The organism is Klebsiella aerogenes, from assembly GCA_029027985.1.
In the GTDB taxonomy this organism is placed as follows: Bacteria; Pseudomonadota; Gammaproteobacteria; order Enterobacterales; family Enterobacteriaceae; genus Klebsiella; species Klebsiella aerogenes_A.
This window is the reverse complement of record CP119076.1, coordinates 3,455,898-3,473,058: the sequence shown is the minus strand read 5'-3', so window position 1 is coordinate 3,473,058 and position 17,161 is coordinate 3,455,898. Positions and strand designations below refer to the sequence as shown.

Genomic DNA, 17,161 nt, shown 5'->3' with positions numbered 1-17,161 from the left:
TAGTTTCCTCACACCAGACCGGTCAGGGTCAGCAACAGGTCGATGGCTTTAATACCGACGAACGGAACGATCAGGCCGCCGAGGCCATACACCCACAGGTTGCGGCGCAGCATCGCCGACGCCGACAGCGGGCGATAGCTCACGCCCTTCAGCGCCAGCGGGATCAGGCAGACGATAATCAGGGCGTTAAAAATGACCGCGCTCATGATTGCCGATGACGGCGAGTGCAGATGCATTACGTTAAGCATCGCTAACGGGGGATAAACGGCGGCGAAAGCGGCCGGAATAATCGCGAAGTACTTCGCCACATCGTTGGCGATACTGAAGGTGGTTAATGAGCCACGGGTCATCAGCATCTGTTTACCGATGTGCACCACTTCAATCAGTTTGGTCGGGTTGGAGTCGAGATCCACCATGTTGCCCGCTTCCTTCGCCGCCTGGGTACCGGAGTTCATGGCGACCGCGACGTCGGCCTGCGCCAGCGCCGGGGCGTCGTTGGTACCGTCGCCGGTCATCGCCACCAGTCGGCCTTCGGACTGATACTGACGAATGAGCGCCAGTTTGGCTTCCGGCGTCGCTTCGGCGAGGAAATCATCGACCCCCGCTTCCGCGGCGATGGCGGCAGCGGTCAGGCGGTTATCGCCGGTGATCATGACCGTTTTAATCCCCATTTTACGTAACTGGGCGAAACGCTCTTTAATACCGCCTTTAACGATATCTTTGAGTGAAATAATCCCCAGCACCCGCTCGCCTTCCGCGACCACCAGTGGCGTCGCCCCCTGGCGGGCGACCTCTTCCACCAGTTTATCGACATCGGCCGGGAAGTGGCCGCCGTTGGCTTCGATATGACGGCGAATGGCGTCCACCGAGCCTTTGCGGATCATGCGCTGGTCGATGTTGATGCCGCTCATCCGGGTTTGCGCGGTAAAGGGAACGAATGTGGCATGCAGTGATTGCAGATCGCGTTCGCGCAGATTAAAGCGCTGCTTCGCCAATACGACGATGCTACGGCCCTCCGGCGTTTCATCCGCCAGCGATGACAGCTGAGCGGCATCGGCCAGTACGCGTTCTTCGACGCCGCGGGCGGGCAGGAAGGCCGAGGCCTGGCGGTTGCCGAGGGTGATGGTGCCGGTTTTATCCAGCAACAGCACGTCAACGTCGCCAGCCGCTTCCACCGCGCGGCCGCTGGTGGCTATCACATTCGCGCCGAGCATACGGCTCATCCCGGCGACGCCGATGGCCGACAGCAGGCCGCCGATAGTCGTCGGGATCAGACAGACCAGCAGCGCGACCAGCACGGTGACGCTGACGGTATTACCGCTCCAGGCGGAGAAAGGCCAGATGGTGGCGGTCGCCAACAGGAAAACCAGCGTCAGGGCGATCAGCAGGATCGTCAGCGCGATTTCGTTCGGTGTTTTACGGCGCTGCGCGCCTTCCACCATGGCGATCATGCGGTCGAGGAAGGTTTCGCCAGGGTTGACGCTACAGCGGATCACCAGCCAGTCGGAGAGGATCCGTGTCCCGCCGGTCACCGAAGCAAAATCGCCGCCGGACTCGCGGATCACCGGCGCGGATTCACCGGTAATGGCGCTCTCATCCACCGAGGCGCCGCCTTCGATCACTTCACCGTCGCAGGGAATGATGTCGCCGGCTTCCACCAGCACGACATCGCCTTTGCGTAACTCTTCCGCCGGCACGTGATCCATCGGCGCACCGTGCTGCGGCGTGCGCAGTTTACGGGCGAAGGCGGTTTTCTTCACCCCTTTCAGGCTGTTGGCCTGTGCCTTGCTGCGGCCTTCGGCCATCGCTTCGGCGAAGTTGGCGAACAGGACGGTAAACCACAGCCACAGGCTAATGGCGGCGGTAAACCCGGCATGGCCGGCGATATGCCCGCTGGCCATTGCGATCGCCAGTAGGGTGGTCAGCAGGCTGCCGATCCAGACGATAAACATCACTGGGTTACGCCACTGCACCGAAGGACTGAGTTTTTTTACGGCATCCAGCAGCGCCTGGCGCACCAGCGTCGGCTCCAGCAGGGCTAATTGTTTGCGACTCATAACAGGTTGCTCCGCATCGCTTAAAGTAAGGATAAGTGTTCCGCCACCGGGCCGAGCGCCAGTGCGGGGATAAAGGTCAGGGCGCCAACCAGCAGGACAGTGCCGATAAGCAGGCCGATAAATAGCGCATCGTGGGTGGCCAGGGTACCGGAGCTGGCGGGCTGAATTTTCTTGTTCACCAGCGAACCGGCAATCGCCATTACCGGGATGATGACCCCGAAGCGGCCAACCAGCATGCAGAACGCCAGCAGCAGATTCCAGAAAGTCGTCCCGGCGCTTAAACCGCCGAAGGCGCTGCCGTTGTTGTTCGCCGCCGAGGTCACGGCGTACAGCACTTCGCTAAAGCCGTGCGGCCCTGGGTTTAGCATGGCGTTGCTCCCGGCCCCGGTCATCATCGCCAGCGCGGTGCCGAGCAGCACCAGCGTTGGGGTGACCAGAATCGCCAGCGCAATCATTTTCATCTCGCGAACGTCGATCTTTTTGCCGAGATATTCCGGGGTGCGGCCAATCATCAGCCCGGCGATAAATACCGCCAGCATCACGAACAGCAGCATGCCGTACAGACCGGAGCCGACGCCGCCGAAGACCACTTCGCCAATCTGCATCAGCCACATCGGCACCATGCCGCCCAACGCGGTAAAGGAGTCGTGCATAGCGTTAACCGCGCCGCAGGAGGCGGCAGTGGTGACCACGGCGAACAGGCTGCTGGCGAGGATGCCAAAGCGGCTCTCTTTCCCTTCCATATTCAGGCTGCTATCGGCGCCGAGGCTAAGCAGATGCGGATTACCGCGGGTTTCCGCCCACATCACTACCGCTACGCAGACCACGAAGATCAGCGCCATCGCCCACAGGATCGCCCGTCCCTGGCGGCGATCGCCGACCGCTTCGCCAAAGGCAAAGCACAGCGCCGCCGGGATCAGGAAAATGGCCAGCATCTGAACCAGGTTGGTTAACGCCGTCGGGTTCTCAAACGGGTGCGACGAGTTGGCATTAAAGAAACCACCGCCGTTGGTGCCGAGCATTTTTATCGCTTCCTGCGAAGCCACCGGCCCCATCGGCAACCACTGACGAACCCCTTCTAGGCTGGTGAACGCTTGATATGGCTGCAGATTCTGCGGCACGCCTTGTTGGATAAAGAACAACGCGATCAGCAGGGAGATCGGCAGCAGCAGCCACAGCGTGATACGGGTGAGGTCAACCCAGGCATTGCCGAGGGTGCTGACTTTTTGTCTCGCCCAGGCGCGCGTCAGCACAAAGATCACCGCGATACCGGTGGCGGCCGACAGGAAGTTTTGCACGGCCAGGCCAACCATTTGGCTGAGATAGCTCATGGTGGTTTCACCGGCATAGGCCTGCCAGTTGGTATTGCTGATGAAGCTCACCGCGGTATTCAGCGCTAAATCCCATGGCAGGCCAGGGAAATGCTGCGGGTTTAATGGCAGTGACCCCTGGCACATCAGCAGCGCAATCAGCGCCACCAGGCCGATGGCGTTAAACAGCAGGATAGCGATTAAGTATTGCCGCCAGTCCATCTCCTGGGGGCGGATACCCGCTAGCTGCCAGATACCGCGTTCAACCCTGGCGAGACCGGGCAGCGGTACATCGTTGATCATTCGCGCCAGCAGCGAGCCTAACGGCCGCGCCAGTACCATCAGCACCAGCAGGAAGCTGGCGATAAGTAAAAACCCTTGCGCCGCCATCAGAACGCCTCCGCATGTATCAGGGCATAGACCAGATACGCCAGCAGCAGGAACACCAGCGTTACGCCAGCAATGATGCCTGTAGTCACTTTCCACCTCCGGGTGTGTCTCTTTTTGTGTATATGAGGAGGGTAGGAATTTCGGCGCAAAGATTTCGCAAAAATCGCCGCGAGCAGTGTAAAAAAAGTATAAAAATGACTAAAGGCACAATTTAACTAATGGTTAGTATTAATTTAACTTTTATGTAACTTAATTACGCCGTGAATGTAAATTAAGTATAAATAAGTGCTTTTTAGTGGTCGGATGAGTAGTAAAATTACAACCTGCGCGGTACTATTTTGCTTAGACAAAAATGGTTACTTTTACCGGCGTTGATTGCCGGCCTGACAAAGGGGAGAGAAATTATGGCGTTGTATAAAACTTATCCTGCCCACATCATTTTGATGCGTCGCGCTTTCGCCGTCGCGGCTGGCGTAGCGGCACTGCCGGTGATGTTGTTCTGGAAAGATCGCGCACGTTACTACAGCTGGCTGCACCGTGTATGGGCAAAAACCAGCGAGCAACCGGTGTGGATGGCGCAGGCGGAGAAAGCCGCTCACGATTTTTACTGATAGCGCAATTCAGCCGTTGAATAAAGCGATAACCGTCGGTTTCCCCGGCGGTTTTTTTTCGTCTGCTGTCTATAGGTAAAGCCTGTATGCCATGTGTAATATCGACCTAAACCGACCACAAGCAGGTGCGGCTGGAGATGCTGGCGGCCTGGTAAGCCGCCAGATAGCTTTATTCTACCGCCAGTTGGCGGGTTTTGACCTTCACGGAATGGTACAGCCAGATGACCAGCACCAGGCCGACGCAGGCCAGCGCGCCCCAGGTGATTTGGCTAAAGACGTCGATGTAGGCCTCAATCGAATAGTTAACCGCGCCAGCTGCGTCAAACGACGCCTGGGACGTCTGATCGGCGATGACTCCAGCCAGATAGTTGGCGATCGCCCCGGAGAGCAGCATGTAGATACCGGTCAACACCCCGGTGACGCCGGGGATTTCGATACGGGTGATTTGCGACATCGCCACCGGGTCGATAAACAGTTCGGCGAAGCCCATCACCGCCAGCCCCAGGACCATCAGCGGCATTGAAGAGTGACCGTAGGCCGCAGACCAGCGGGCGCTGAGGGTCAGAATACAGAACCCGGCGCTCATCAGCCCCAGACCGAGGGCGAATTTCCCCCAGATACGCACGGTGCGGTTGCCTTTGATGTTCTCTTTCACCAGCCATGCCAGCACCATCCCGCAGAGCATCACCGCGAAGGCGTTGATCGACTGGAACATGGCGGTCGGCACTTCGTAATTCATCACATGACGGTTAACGAAGCGGTCGATATACAGACTTATCGAGCTGCCGCCCTGTTGGGCGAAGGCCCAGAACAGCAGGCTGAAACCAGTGAGGACGATAATCAGGCGCAGCTCTTTACGCTGTTTGTCGTTCTCCGCGCGCAGGTAAATCCGCGCCAGCACCACGAGGCCGATCACCGTCGCCACGATCAGCGCATACACCGACCACTCCTGCCAGAACAGGACGGTAATCAGCAGCGGCGTCGCCACCAGTAGCACCAGCAGCCAGCCCCAGTTCGGCAACACGAAGGTCCGCGCGCGCAGCGCTTCACGATTCACGCCAGTGGTATGACGGAAATGACGGCCGCCGCAGAGGAAAATGACCAGTCCCGCAATCATGCCGACTGCCGCCAGCGCGAAGCCCATCGCCCAGCTGTATTCTTCCTGCACATAGCCGCAGGCGATTGGTGCGATAATCGAACCAATATTGCCCGCGGCGTACATCAGCGAGAAGCCGCCATCACGACGCGGGTCGGTCGGTTCATAAAGCTCGCCAAGCAGGCAACTGACGTTGGATTTAAACAGCCCGTAGCCACATACGATGATCGCCAGCGACAGATAGAGGAAAGTGGGCGCGACTTCACTGGCGCCAAGTACCAGATGACCAATAGCCATTAATAGCGCGCCGATCATCACCGCCATGCGGTTGCCGAGCAGTTTATCGGCGAGGAAACCGCCGAGAATAGGGGTGACGTAAACGAGGGAACAGTAGGCGCTGAACAGGGTGTAGGCGTGGTTGTCGTCGTACTTGAGCTGGTTGGTGAGATACAGGATTAACAGCGCCCGCATGCCATAAAAACTAAAGTATTCCCAAATTTGCAGCGCGACGACGTAATAAATCGCCCGTGGCTGTGAAGTTTGTCTGTTCATGTAACGTTCATTTCCTGGCCGTAAAACGAAAGTCGATCTTTCTGCATGAATAGCGCTTTACTAGCGTTATTCATGGCCTAAATGGCTTTCTGATTATTTAATATGCTTTATAAGTGCATAAATATACACTAATGCACGGTGAGGGGAAGGGGCAAATTGCGCGATTGCGCGAAAAGTCAAAACCGGGCGTCAGGTACAGCTATCGACGACCCGGGCGGATGTCGTTATGTTATAGGATTGTACAAATAGATTTTCTGATGGAGCGACGATGAAAAATAGCGAACTGGAACAACTGATTAACGAGAAACTGAATAGTGCGGCCATCAGTGATTTCGCTCCTAACGGCCTGCAGGTGGAAGGGCGCGAGACGGTGCGGAAAATCGTTACCGGCGTCACTGCCAGCCAGGCACTGCTTGATGAAGCCGTGCGCCTGCAGGCGGATGCGGTGATTGTCCATCACGGTTACTTCTGGAAAGGCGAATCGCCGGTGATCCGTGGTATGAAGCGCAACCGGCTGAAGACACTGCTGACCAACGATATAAATCTGTATGGTTGGCATCTGCCGCTGGATGCGCACCCTGAATTAGGCAACAACGCCCAGCTGGCACAGCTATTGGGCATTAACGTGATGGGTGAAATCGAACCGCTGGTGCCATGGGGCGAACTGTCGATGCCGGTCTCGGGGTTGGAACTGGCGTCGTGGGTTGAGGCGCGTCTGGGGCGTAAACCGCTGTGGTGCGGCGATACCGGGCCGGATAAGGTGACGCGCGTCGCCTGGTGTACCGGCGGCGGCCAAAGTTTTATTGATAGCGCGGCCCGCTTCGGCGTTGATGCCTTTATTACCGGTGAAGTCTCTGAGCAGACGATTCATTCTGCGCGCGAGCAGGGGCTGCATTTTTATGCCGCGGGTCATCATGCGACCGAGCGCGGCGGCATTCGCGCCCTGAGCGAGTGGCTGACTGAAAATACCGATTTGGATGTCACCTTTATCGATATTCCTAATCCGGCTTGATGAGAGAGAGAAAAGTGCAGCGAGCGCGTTGTTATCTGTTAGGTGAAACGGCGGTAGTACTGGAGCTTGAGCCGCCGGTGACGCTGGAAAGTCAAAAACGTATCTGGGGGCTGACCCAGCGGTTGACCCACCACGAAGAGGTGATCGAAGTGATCCCGGGTATGAATAACATTACCGTCGTGCTGCGTCGCCCGCAGGAGATGGCGTGGAGTGCGATTGACCAATTGCAGCGCTGGTGGGAAGAGAGCGATGCGCTGGAGCCGGAATCCCGTGAGATCGCGATACCGGTGATTTACGGTGGAGAAGCGGGGCCGGATCTCGGCGACGTCGCGCGCCACAGCGGGCTGAGCGAAAAGCAGGTGGTCGAGCTGCACGCCTCGGTAGAGTATGTGGTGTGGTTCCTCGGCTTCCAGCCGGGCTTCCCTTATTTCGGCGGGCTACCGGAGCAGCTGGCGATGCCCCGTCGCGCGGAGCCACGCCTGCTGGTGCCGGCGGGGTCCGTCGGTATCGGCGGCTCGCAAACCGGCATTTACCCACTGGCGACGCCGGGCGGTTGGCAGCTGTTGGGGCGCACGCCGTTGGCGCTATTCGATCCCAATCGCAAAGATCCGGTACTGCTGCGTTCAGGCGATCGCGTGCGCTTTGTGCCGCAGAAGGAGGGCGTATGTTGAAGTTTATTCGCGCCGGTATGTACACCTCGGTGCAGGACGGCGGCCGGGAAGGCCAGCGTCAGTGGGGGATCAGCCGCTGCGGCGCGCTGGATAAACCGGCGATGACCATTGCCAACCTGCTGGTGGGCAATGCGCCGGAGGCTGCGGCGCTGGAAATTACGCTCGGTCAGATCGATGTGCAGTTTACCCGCGATTGCTGGTTCGCGCTGACCGGCGCCGCCTGTGAAGCGACGCTTGACGGTAAAGCCGTTTGGCTGGGCTGGCGAATGGAAGCGAAGGCCGGACAGCGGCTGGTGCTGAAAAATCCGCAGCATGGGATCCGTAGTTATCTGGCGGTGGCAGGCGGTATCGACGTGGCGGAGGTTTTAGGTTCCCGCTCCACCGACCTGAAAGTCGGTATCGGCGGCCTGGAAGGGCGGCGCTTGCAGGATGGCGATCGGCTGAAGTTGGGGAAATCGACCCGGCGCTTCAGCGCCTCGCGTGGGGTTAAACCATTGCCGATCGGCAATATTATTCGCGCGCTGCCAGGGCCGGAGTATCACGAGTTCGATAGCGCTTCACAGTCGTCTTTCTGGCGCTCGCCGTGGCGGCTTAGCCCGCAGAGCAACCGTATGGGCTACCGCCTGCAGGGTCAGCCGCTGAAGCGTACCACTGACCGGGAAATGCTCTCCCACGGCCTGCTGCCGGGGGTGGTGCAGGTGCCGCATAACGGCCAGCCTATCGTGTTGATGAACGATGCGCAGACTACCGGCGGTTATCCGCGTATTGCCTGCATTATTGAGGCCGACATGTATCAGCTGGCGCAGATCCCGCTTGGCCAGCCGATCCACTTTGTCCCCTGTGCGCTGGAAGAAGCGCTAAAAGCGCGTGCCGACCAGCAGCGTTATCTTGAACAACTGGCCTGGAGACTAAGCGATGATGAAGATTGATTTAAATGCCGACCTTGGCGAGGGTTGCGCCAGCGATAGCGCGCTATTACAGCTGGTGTCCTCCGCCAATATCGCCTGTGGTTTTCATGCCGGCGATGCGCTGCTAATGCAGCAGTGCGTGCGGGATGCGCTGAAATACGGCGTCGCCATCGGCGCGCATCCGAGCTTCCCGGACCGGGAGAATTTCGGCCGGACGGCGATGCAGTTGCCGCCCGAGACGGTCTACGCCCAGGTGCTGTATCAAATCGGCGCGCTGATGGCGATTGTCCGCGCGCAGGGCGGCGAGCTGCAGCACGTGAAGCCGCACGGCATGCTGTATAACCAGGCGGCGAAAGAGCCGCCGTTGGCTGATGCCATCGCTCGCGCAGTCCGCGATGTTGACGCAGGGTTGGTGCTGGTCGGGCTGGCTGGCAGCGAACTGATCCGCGCCGGGCAGCGCTATCAACTAACGACGCGTCAGGAAGTGTTCGCCGACCGCGGCTATCTTGCTGACGGTAGCCTGGTGCCGCGCAGCCAGCCGGGAGCGCTGATAGAGAGCGAAGAGCAGGCGCTGGCGCAAACGCTGGAAATGGTACAACACAATCGGGTGCGCAGCCTGACCGGCGAATGGGCGCACGTGGTAGCGGAAACCGTCTGTCTGCACGGCGACGGCGCGCATGCGCTCGATTTCGCCCGTCGCTTGCGCGCCGCCTTTGCCGGGCGCAATATCGAGGTGAGCGCGGAAAGCGACTAAAGGCCTGCGGGCCTGTTTTTATAATAATTAAATCAAACAATTAACAACACTAACAACAAACAGGAAGTGATTATGCAAGAGGCGATATCCCTCTGGCCGCTGATCGGCATTGCCGTGATTGTGGTCGGATTTGTTTTGCGCTTTAACCCGGTGCTGGTGGTGATTATTTCCGGGATCGTCACCGGCGTGGCGGCGCATATGCCGATAGCCACTATTCTGGAAAAGCTGGGCGAGGGGTTTCTCAATACCCGCAACCTACCGTTTATCCTGCTGCTGCCGCTGGCGGTGATCGGCCTGCTGGAACGTCATGGCCTGAAAGAACGCGCGCAGGCGTGGATCGCGAAGATCCATAGCGCCACCGCCGGTCGTCTGCTGATCGTCTATCTTTTGGTTCGCGAAGCAACGGCCGCACTGGGACTGACCAGCCTCGGCGGCCATCCGCAGATGGTGCGCCCGCTGCTGGCGCCGATGGCGGAAGGGGCGGCGGAAAAACGCTTTGGCCCGCTGCCGGGTAATGTACGCTATCGCTTGCGCGCGATGTCGGCGGCGACCGATAACGTCGGACTGTTCTTTGGCGAGGATATCTTCGTCGCCTTCGGGGCGATCATCTTTATGCATAACTTTATGCTGGAGTCTGGCGGCATCCAGACGGAACCCTTGCATATCGCTCTGTGGGGGATCCCGACAGCCGCCTGCGCGTTCCTGATCCACGCCGCGCGCCTGTGGCGCCTCGATCGTCATTTACAACGCGAGCTGGATAAGGTTAACGCCGCCCAGGCGAAAGGCGGTGCGGCATGAATTTCCAGCAAAACTATTTATATTGGCTGGCGGGCGCGGCACTGCTGGTGGTGGCCGTCATGTCCTGGCGCGATAAAAGCAACCCGCGTCGCCTGACGACCGGCCTGTTCTGGGGCCTGTACGGGCTGGTGTTCCTGCTTGGCGATTGGACATATCAACTGGTGGGCGATAAACGCGCGGTCAATATCGCCGTCGGCGGGCTGGTCGTCGTGTTGGCGCTGATCGCCGGTTTTGGCGGCGTGCGTCTTGGCAGCTACCATCAACGCAGTCAGGAAGAGAAAACCGCCAGCGCGAAACGCCTTGGCAACAAACTGTTTTACCCGGCGCTGGCTATCCCGGTGGTCACCGTTATCGGCGTGCTGTTGTTCAACAATTTGCCTTCGTGGCAGGCGGCGCTATTCGGGCCAGGCAACCATGCGACGCTGATTACCTTGTTCTCGATGACAGTGGGTACCCTGATTGGCCTGGCGATGGCGATCCGCATGACCCATGAAACGGTGGCACAGCCGATGCAGGAAGCGCGCCGTCTACTGGATTCCGTCGGCTGGGCCTTTATTTTACCGCAGATCCTCGCGGTGCTGGGCCTGCTGTTTACCACCGCGGGGGTGGGGACCAGTATTTCGTGGCTGACCGAACACTATCTGGCGGTGGACAACCGCTTTATCGCCGTTGCCGTGTACGCCATTGGCATGGCGGTATTGACCATGGTGATGGGGAACGCTTTTGCGGCCTTCCCGATTGTCACTGCCGGAGTGGGGATCCCGATTCTGGTGCTGCAGCACGGCGGTAACCCGGCGGTGATGGCGGCGATCGGCATGTTTTCCGGCTACTGCGGCACCCTGATGACGCCGATGGCGGCGAACTTCAATATCGTACCGGCGGCATTGCTTGAACTACCGGATAAAAACGCGGTGATTAAAGCCCAGATACCAACCGGCATTCTGCTGCTCATCGTTAACGTGTTCTTACTCTATTTCCTCATGTTCCTGTAAGGAGGGATGATGGCTGGCGTATTAATTACCGGTTTTGAGCCGTTCGGCGGCGAAGCGGTTAACCCTTCATGGGAAGTGGTCAAGCAGCTTGATGGCGTTATTATTAGCGGGCAGCAGGTTGTCGTAAAGCAGCTACCCTGTGTGTTCGGCGAAGCGCTGACCGTGCTGAATCACGCGTTGGATACACATCAGCCGCAGCTGACGATAGCCGTCGGACAGGCTGGTGGTCGTGTTGACATTACCGTCGAACGTGTGGCGATCAATGTCGATGATGCACGGATCCCCGACAATAAAGGGCAACAGCCAATTGACGAACCCATCGTCGCTGGCGGCCCGGCGGCGTGGTTCAGTTCATTGCCGATCAAAGCGATCGTCAGCGCGCTGCGCAAGCAGGGGATCCCGGCGTCGGTTTCACAAACGGCAGGCACTTTTGTCTGCAATCACGTGATGTATGGTTTGCTACACAAGCTGCAGGGGAAAGCCGGCCTGAAGGGCGGCTTTATGCATATCCCGTATCTGCCGGAGCAGGCGGCGGCCCATCCCGGCGAGGCGAGTATGGCGGTCGCGACGGTACGCGCGGCGCTGGAAACGGCGATTGCCGTCGCCCTTGAACAGGATGACGACGTTAAAATCGGCGGTGGTGCGACGCATTAACAAAAGGACAATACTATGCCGGAAGGCCCGGAGATCCGCCGCGCGGCGGATAACCTGGAAGCGGCTATCAAAGGCGAACCATTAACTGAAGCCTGGTTCGCCTTTCCACAGTTGCAACCCTATCAATCCCTGCTGGTCGGCCAGCGGGTTACCCAAATCGCTACCCGCGGCAAAGCCCTGTTAACCCACTTCTCCGGCGGGTTAACGCTGTATAGTCATAATCAGCTGTATGGCGTCTGGCGGGTGGTCGATGCTGGCGTTCAGCCGGAATCCAACCGTGTGCTGCGCGTCAGGTTGCAAACCGCGCGCAAGGCGATTTTGCTCTATAGCGCTTCGGATATTGAGATGCTGACGGCGCAACAGCTTGCCCATCATCCCTTTTTACTGCGGGTCGGGCCGGATGTGCTGGATATGGCTCTCACCGTGGGGCAAGTGAGGGAACGGCTGTTGTCGGCCAAATTCCGTCATCGTCAGTTTTCCGGCCTACTGTTGGATCAGGCGTTTCTCGCCGGGCTTGGCAACTATCTGCGCGTTGAAATCCTGTGGCAGGTGGGGCTAACCGGGCGGCATAAGGCCGCGGAGCTGAATGAAATGCAGCTGGATGCACTGGCGCATGCGCTGTTGGATATCCCGCGGCTTTCTTACCATACCCGTGGTCAGGTGGATGACAACAAACACCACGGCGCGCTATTTCGTTTCAAGGTCTTTCATCGCGATGGCGAGGCGTGCGAACGTTGCGGGGGTATTATTGAGAAAACCATGTTGGCATCGCGACCGTTTTACTGGTGCCCTGGCTGCCAGCATTAGTGAGTGAGATTTGGAAAATTAAAATTTATTTGCACGATTAAACAAAAAAAATCGGGGACATTCCCCGATTTTTTATCACTATAACCCGGCAGGGCAGAGATTATTTCTTGAGATCGGATTTGAAATCGCGCTTCTCGTAGCCGGTATACAGCTGACGCGGACGGGCAATTTTCATGCCGTCGCTGTGCATCTCGTTCCAGTGGGCAATCCAGCCGACGGTACGCGCCATCGCGAAGATAACGGTAAACATCGAAGACGGAATACCCATCGCTTTCAGGATGATACCAGAGTAGAAATCGACGTTCGGGTACAGTTTCTTCTCGATGAAGTACGGGTCGTTAAGCGCAATGTGTTCAAGCTCCATCGCCACTTCCAGCAGATCGTCTTTCGTACCCAGTTCTTTCAGCACTTCATGGCAGGTTTCACGCATCACGGTGGCGCGCGGGTCGTAGTTCTTGTACACGCGGTGGCCGAAGCCCATCAGGCGGAAAGAGTCATTCTTATCTTTCGCACGACGAACAAATTCCGGAATGTGTTCAACAGAACTGATTTCTTCCAGCATTTTCAGGGCCGCTTCGTTGGCGCCGCCGTGCGCCGGTCCCCACAGGGAGGCGATACCGGCAGCGATACACGCGAACGGGTTAGCGCCGGAGGAGCCTGCGGTACGTACGGTGGAAGTGGACGCGTTCTGCTCGTGGTCAGCGTGCAGGATCAGGATGCGGTCCATCGCGCGTTCCAGCACCGGGTTAACCTCGTAGGTTTCGCACGGCGTGGAGAACATCATATTCAGGAAGTTACCCGCGTAGGAGAGGTCGTTGCGCGGATAAACAAAAGGCTGGCCGATAGAATATTTGTAACACATTGCTGCCATGGTCGGCATCTTCGACAGCAGGCGGTAGGCGGCGATTTCACGGTGACGCGGATTATTGACGTCCAGAGAATCGTGATAGAACGCCGCCAGTGCGCCGGTAATACCGCACATCACCGCCATTGGGTGAGAGTCGCGACGGAACGCGTGGAACAGACGGGTAATCTGCTCGTGGATCATGGTGTGGCGGGTAACGGTGGTTTTGAATTCGTCGTACTGCTGTTGAGTCGGTTTTTCGCCGTTCAACAGGATGTAGCACACTTCAAGATAATTTGACTCGGTCGCTAATTGATCGATCGGGAAGCCGCGGTGGAGCAGGATACCTTCATCACCGTCGATAAAAGTAATTTTAGATTCACACGAGGCTGTTGAAGTGAAACCGGGGTCGAAGGTGAAAAGACCTTTTGAACCAAGACTACGAATATCAATCACATCCTGACCGAGCGTGCCTTTTAGCACATCAAGTTCAATAGCAGTGTCACCACCCAGGGTGATTTTTGCTTTAGCATCAGACATTTATGGTCTCCTTAGCGCCTTTTATTGCTTAAGGCTGCCGGGTGGTGGATTTGCATTCGGCCCGAACCTGACTACGTTACCAGATTGTTATGTTGCTCACAGCACTGTGTCGCGAAAATTGCAGGGTACAGAGCGTAGGCGCTTGATGGTACGTCTTCAGTCCGGGAGTGAAACGGCAGCAAATCAGCGTTTTAGCAGCCCGAATATTAAAACCTATATACCACTAATAACTGTCCTGATTACATCGGTCAATACCATCCACTGTTGCATAACTTATTCTCAGGTGAAAGCATGACCTCATAACTTTTGGGCATTATTGCATTAATCTAGTAATGGTTGTAACAAGAATGTTTAATATTTGTCAAATCAGGTGATTAAAATTTAAAATAATGTTGTAATCGTGACCTTGATCACTGTTCTGGACAAAACCCGACAAACTATATGTAGGTTAATTGTAATGATTTTGTGAACGGCCTATACTGCCGCCAGGTCTCCGGAACACCCTGCAATCCCGAGCCACCCAGCGTTGTTTGGTCATGCTTTTACTCCTGGAAAGGAGTTTTAATATGACTTCTGGTTATAGAAAGGACGCTGTCTGACCCGCAAGCAGACCGGAGGAAGGAAACAATAAGAACAGCATGTGGGCGTTATTCATGGTAAGAAATGTGAAAAAACAAAGACCTGTCAATCTGGATCTACAAACGATTCGATTCCCAATCACGGCGATAGCGTCCATTCTCCATCGCGTATCCGGTGTGATCACTTTTGTGGCGGTCGGAATTCTGCTTTGGTTGCTGGGCACCAGTCTTTCCTCTCCTGAGGGCTTCCTGACGGCGGCTTCCATTATGAATAGCTTCTTCGTGAAGTTTATCATGTGGGGCATCCTGACCGCGCTGGCGTACCACGCCGTTGTCGGTATCCGTCATCTGTTGATGGACTTTGGCTATCTGGAAGAAACCCTCGAAGCAGGGACACGCTCCGCCAAAATTTCTTTTGTTATTACTGTCGTGCTTTCACTTCTCGCAGGAGTCCTCGTATGGTAAGCAACGCCTCAGCACTGGGACGCAACGGCGTACATGACTTTATTCTGGTCCGTGCTACCGCCATCGTTCTGACCCTCTACATCATCTACATGGTTGGCTTCTTCGCCACCTCCGGTGAGATCTCTTGGGAAATCTGGACCGGATTCTTCTCCTCCGCGTTCACCAAAGTCTTTACCCTGCTGGCTCTCGTATCCATCCTGATTCACGCCTGGATCGGTATGTGGCAGGTGTTGACGGACTACGTTAAACCACTGGCTGTGCGCCTGATTCTGCAACTGATTATCGTTGTGGCGCTGGTGGCTTACGTTCTTTATGGATTTGTTGTGGTGTGGGGTGTGTAATGAAATTGCCAGTCAGAGAATTTGATGCAGTTGTAATCGGTGCCGGCGGCGCAGGTATGCGCGCGGCGCTGCAGATTTCCCAGAGCGGACAGACCTGTGCGCTGCTCTCCAAAGTTTTCCCTACCCGTTCCCATACCGTTTCCGCGCAGGGTGGCATCACCGTCGCGCTCGGTAATACCCATGAAGATAACTGGGAATGGCATATGTACGACACCGTTAAAGGGTCGGACTATATCGGCGACCAGGACGCCATCGAATATATGTGTAAGACCGGCCCGGAAGCGATTCTTGAGCTGGAACATATGGGTCTGCCGTTCTCCCGTCTTGATGACGGCCGTATTTATCAGCGTCCGTTCGGCGGCCAGTCGAAGAACTTCGGCGGCGAGCAGGCGGCCCGTACTGCGGCGGCAGCTGACCGTACCGGCCATGCGCTGCTGCACACGCTGTACCAGCAGAACCTGAAAAACCACACCACTATCTTCTCCGAATGGTATGCCCTTGACCTGGTAAAAAACCAGGATGGCGCCGTGGTGGGTTGTACCGCACTGTGCATCGAAACCGGTGAAGTGGTGTATTTCAAAGCCAACGCGACCGTGCTGGCAACCGGCGGCGCAGGCCGTATTTATCAGTCCACCACTAACGCCCACATCAACACCGGCGACGGCGTAGGGATGGCTATCCGTGCAGGCGTGCCTGTGCAGGATATGGAAATGTGGCAGTTCCACCCGACCGGTATCGCCGGGGCAGGGGTTCTGGTGACCGAAGGTTGCCGCGGTGAAGGCGGTTACCTGCTGAACAAACACGGCGAGCGCTTCATGGAGCGTTATGCGCCGAACGCGAAAGACCTCGCGGGTCGTGACGTGGTGGCGCGTTCCATCATGATCGAAATCCGTGAAGGTCGCGGCTGTGACGGTCCGTGGGGCCCGCACGCCAAGCTGAAACTGGATCACCTGGGTAAAGAAGTGCTGGAATCCCGTCTGCCGGGCATTCTGGAGCTGTCTCGTACCTTTGCGCACGTTGACCCGGTTAAAGAACCGATTCCGGTTATCCCAACCTGCCACTACATGATGGGCGGTATTCCGACCAAAGTGACCGGCCAGGCGCTGACCGTGAATGAGAAGGGCGAAGACGTGGTGATTCCGGGTCTGTTCGCCGTTGGCGAAATCGCCTGTGTATCCGTACACGGCGCCAACCGTCTGGGCGGCAACTCGCTGCTGGACCTGGTGGTCTTCGGCCGCGCGGCGGGCCTGCATCTGCAGGAATCCATCGCCGAGCAGGGCGCGCTGCGCGCTGCCAGCGAATCCGATGTCGAAGGGTCTCTGGACCGCCTCAACCGTTGGAACAACACCCGTTCCGGCGAAGACCCGGTTGCTATCCGCAAAGCGCTGCAGGAATGTATGCAGCACAACTTCTCGGTATTCCGCGAAGGCGATGCGATGCACAAAGGCCTGGAACAGCTGAAAGTGATCCGCGAGCGCCTGAAAAATGCGCGTCTGGACGACACCTCCAGCGAGTTCAATACCCAGCGCGTCGAGTGCCTGGAGCTGGATAACCTGATGGAAACCGCATATTCCACGGCGGTATCTGCGAACTTCCGTACCGAAAGCCGCGGCGCGCATAGCCGCTTCGACTTCCCGGATCGTGATGATGAAAACTGGCTGTGCCATTCCCTGTATCTGCCAGAGTCGGAATCCATGACGCGTCGTAGCGTCAACATGGAACCGAAACTGCGTCCGGCATTCCCGCCGAAGATTCGTACTTATTAATGCGGAGACAGGAAT

17 protein-coding genes are annotated in these 17,161 nt (G+C 57.3%); 12 read left to right on the top strand and 5 right to left on the bottom strand.

Annotation, left to right across the window (positions count from 1 at the left end; all coding sequences use genetic code 11):
• Positions 1–8: 8 nt before the first annotated feature.
• The 3 genes from kdpB to kdpF are packed head-to-tail and all read right to left on the bottom strand — an operon-like array spanning position 9 to position 3,846.
• Positions 9–2,057 (bottom strand): potassium-transporting ATPase subunit KdpB, encoded by a 2,049-nt coding sequence (gene kdpB, locus PYR66_16500; GenBank protein ID WEF26898.1) that lies wholly within the window; start codon positions 2,055–2,057, stop codon positions 9–11.
• Positions 2,058–2,077: 20 nt separating this feature from the next.
• The gene (gene kdpA, locus PYR66_16495) at positions 2,078–3,757 is read right to left on the bottom strand and encodes a potassium-transporting ATPase subunit KdpA (GenBank protein ID WEF26897.1); all 1,680 of its coding nucleotides are present in this window, start codon (positions 3,755–3,757) and stop codon (positions 2,078–2,080) included.
• Entirely contained in the window at positions 3,757–3,846 is a 90-nt protein-coding gene (gene kdpF, locus PYR66_16490; GenBank protein WEF26896.1) for a K(+)-transporting ATPase subunit F, read from the bottom strand. The genes kdpA and kdpF overlap by 1 nt, the downstream gene beginning before the upstream one ends.
• Positions 3,847–4,158: 312 nt before the next feature.
• On the opposite strand from kdpF, the gene PYR66_16485 reads away from it, so the two are divergent.
• Positions 4,159–4,368, top strand: coding sequence for a DUF2517 family protein (locus PYR66_16485; GenBank protein ID WEF30480.1), 210 nt, complete (start codon positions 4,159–4,161; stop codon positions 4,366–4,368).
• Between the two features lie 169 nt (positions 4,369–4,537).
• Here PYR66_16485 and dtpD read toward each other — a convergent pair whose 3' ends face one another.
• Entirely contained in the window at positions 4,538–6,016 is a 1,479-nt protein-coding gene (dtpD, locus tag PYR66_16480; GenBank protein WEF26895.1) for a dipeptide permease DtpD, read from the bottom strand.
• 268 nt (positions 6,017–6,284) lie between these two features.
• Here dtpD and PYR66_16475 point away from each other — a divergent pair, with 268 nt between their 5' ends.
• The 8 genes from PYR66_16475 (at position 6,285) to nei (ending at position 12,612) form a co-directional block, all read left to right on the top strand.
• Positions 6,285–7,028, top strand: a complete 744-nt coding sequence (locus PYR66_16475; GenBank protein ID WEF26894.1) for a type 2 GTP cyclohydrolase I — start codon at positions 6,285–6,287, stop codon at positions 7,026–7,028.
• A 14-nt stretch (positions 7,029–7,042) separates the two neighbouring features.
• A complete protein-coding gene (gene pxpB / locus PYR66_16470) occupies positions 7,043–7,699 on the top strand; it encodes a 5-oxoprolinase subunit PxpB (protein WEF26893.1) in 657 nt (218 codons plus the stop codon).
• On the top strand, positions 7,693–8,628 hold the full coding sequence (locus PYR66_16465; GenBank protein ID WEF26892.1) for a biotin-dependent carboxyltransferase family protein: 936 nt from the start codon (positions 7,693–7,695) through the stop codon (positions 8,626–8,628). Before pxpB ends, PYR66_16465 begins: the two co-directional genes overlap by 7 nt.
• Positions 8,618–9,361 carry a 5-oxoprolinase subunit PxpA gene (pxpA, locus tag PYR66_16460; GenBank protein WEF30479.1) on the top strand — a complete coding sequence of 248 codons (744 nt, stop codon included), beginning with the start codon at positions 8,618–8,620 and terminating at the stop codon, positions 9,359–9,361. The genes PYR66_16465 and pxpA overlap by 11 nt, the downstream gene beginning before the upstream one ends.
• Before the next feature lie 72 nt (positions 9,362–9,433).
• Positions 9,434–10,159: a DUF969 domain-containing protein gene (locus PYR66_16455; GenBank protein WEF26891.1), complete on the top strand. Its 726-nt coding sequence runs from the start codon at positions 9,434–9,436 to the stop codon at positions 10,157–10,159.
• Positions 10,156–11,151, top strand: a complete 996-nt coding sequence (locus PYR66_16450) for a DUF979 domain-containing protein (protein ID WEF26890.1) — start codon at positions 10,156–10,158, stop codon at positions 11,149–11,151. The genes PYR66_16455 and PYR66_16450 overlap by 4 nt, the downstream gene beginning before the upstream one ends.
• A gap of 9 nt (positions 11,152–11,160) precedes the next feature.
• Positions 11,161–11,805 (top strand): pyroglutamyl-peptidase I, encoded by a 645-nt coding sequence (gene pcp, locus PYR66_16445; GenBank protein WEF26889.1) that lies wholly within the window; start codon positions 11,161–11,163, stop codon positions 11,803–11,805.
• Between the two features lie 15 nt (positions 11,806–11,820).
• Positions 11,821–12,612: an endonuclease VIII gene (gene nei / locus PYR66_16440; protein ID WEF26888.1), complete on the top strand. Its 792-nt coding sequence runs from the start codon at positions 11,821–11,823 to the stop codon at positions 12,610–12,612.
• Positions 12,613–12,712: 100 nt separating this feature from the next.
• On the opposite strand, the gene gltA is transcribed toward nei, so the two are convergent.
• Positions 12,713–13,996: a citrate synthase gene (gene gltA / locus PYR66_16435; GenBank protein WEF26887.1), complete on the bottom strand. Its 1,284-nt coding sequence runs from the start codon at positions 13,994–13,996 to the stop codon at positions 12,713–12,715.
• 638 nt (positions 13,997–14,634) lie between these two features.
• Between gltA and sdhC the strand changes: the two genes are divergently transcribed.
• Genes sdhC through sdhA form a run of 3 tightly spaced genes read left to right on the top strand, consistent with a single transcriptional unit; the run spans position 14,635 to position 17,146 of the window.
• Positions 14,635–15,039 (top strand): succinate dehydrogenase cytochrome b556 subunit, encoded by a 405-nt coding sequence (gene sdhC, locus PYR66_16430; protein WEF26886.1) that lies wholly within the window; start codon positions 14,635–14,637, stop codon positions 15,037–15,039.
• Complete coding sequence (gene sdhD / locus PYR66_16425) at positions 15,033–15,380, top strand: succinate dehydrogenase membrane anchor subunit (GenBank protein ID WEF26885.1); 348 nt, start codon at positions 15,033–15,035, stop codon at positions 15,378–15,380. The genes sdhC and sdhD overlap by 7 nt, the downstream gene beginning before the upstream one ends.
• Positions 15,380–17,146: a succinate dehydrogenase flavoprotein subunit gene (gene sdhA, locus PYR66_16420; protein WEF26884.1), complete on the top strand. Its 1,767-nt coding sequence runs from the start codon at positions 15,380–15,382 to the stop codon at positions 17,144–17,146. Before sdhD ends, sdhA begins: the two co-directional genes overlap by 1 nt.
• Positions 17,147–17,161 lie beyond the last annotated feature (15 nt).

Bases quoted from the DNA above. Each gene is read 5' to 3' on its own strand.
- kdpB (WEF26898.1), bottom strand. From the start codon at position 2,057: ATGAGTCGCAAACAATTAGCCCTGCTGGAGCCGACGCTGGTGCGCCAG.
- kdpA (WEF26897.1), bottom strand. From the start codon at position 3,757: ATGGCGGCGCAAGGGTTTTTACTTATCGCCAGCTTCCTGCTGGTGCTG.
- dtpD (WEF26895.1), bottom strand. From the start codon at position 6,016: ATGAACAGACAAACTTCACAGCCACGGGCGATTTATTACGTCGTCGCG.
- PYR66_16475 (WEF26894.1), top strand. From the start codon at position 6,285: ATGAAAAATAGCGAACTGGAACAACTGATTAACGAGAAACTGAATAGT.
- PYR66_16465 (WEF26892.1), top strand. From the start codon at position 7,693: ATGTTGAAGTTTATTCGCGCCGGTATGTACACCTCGGTGCAGGACGGC.
- pxpA (WEF30479.1), top strand. From the start codon at position 8,618: ATGAAGATTGATTTAAATGCCGACCTTGGCGAGGGTTGCGCCAGCGAT.
- PYR66_16455 (WEF26891.1), top strand. From the start codon at position 9,434: ATGCAAGAGGCGATATCCCTCTGGCCGCTGATCGGCATTGCCGTGATT.
- PYR66_16450 (WEF26890.1), top strand. From the start codon at position 10,156: ATGAATTTCCAGCAAAACTATTTATATTGGCTGGCGGGCGCGGCACTG.
- pcp (WEF26889.1), top strand. From the start codon at position 11,161: ATGGCTGGCGTATTAATTACCGGTTTTGAGCCGTTCGGCGGCGAAGCG.
- nei (WEF26888.1), top strand. From the start codon at position 11,821: ATGCCGGAAGGCCCGGAGATCCGCCGCGCGGCGGATAACCTGGAAGCG.
- gltA (WEF26887.1), bottom strand. From the start codon at position 13,996: ATGTCTGATGCTAAAGCAAAAATCACCCTGGGTGGTGACACTGCTATT.
- sdhC (WEF26886.1), top strand. From the start codon at position 14,635: ATGTGGGCGTTATTCATGGTAAGAAATGTGAAAAAACAAAGACCTGTC.
- sdhD (WEF26885.1), top strand. From the start codon at position 15,033: ATGGTAAGCAACGCCTCAGCACTGGGACGCAACGGCGTACATGACTTT.
- sdhA (WEF26884.1), top strand. From the start codon at position 15,380: ATGAAATTGCCAGTCAGAGAATTTGATGCAGTTGTAATCGGTGCCGGC.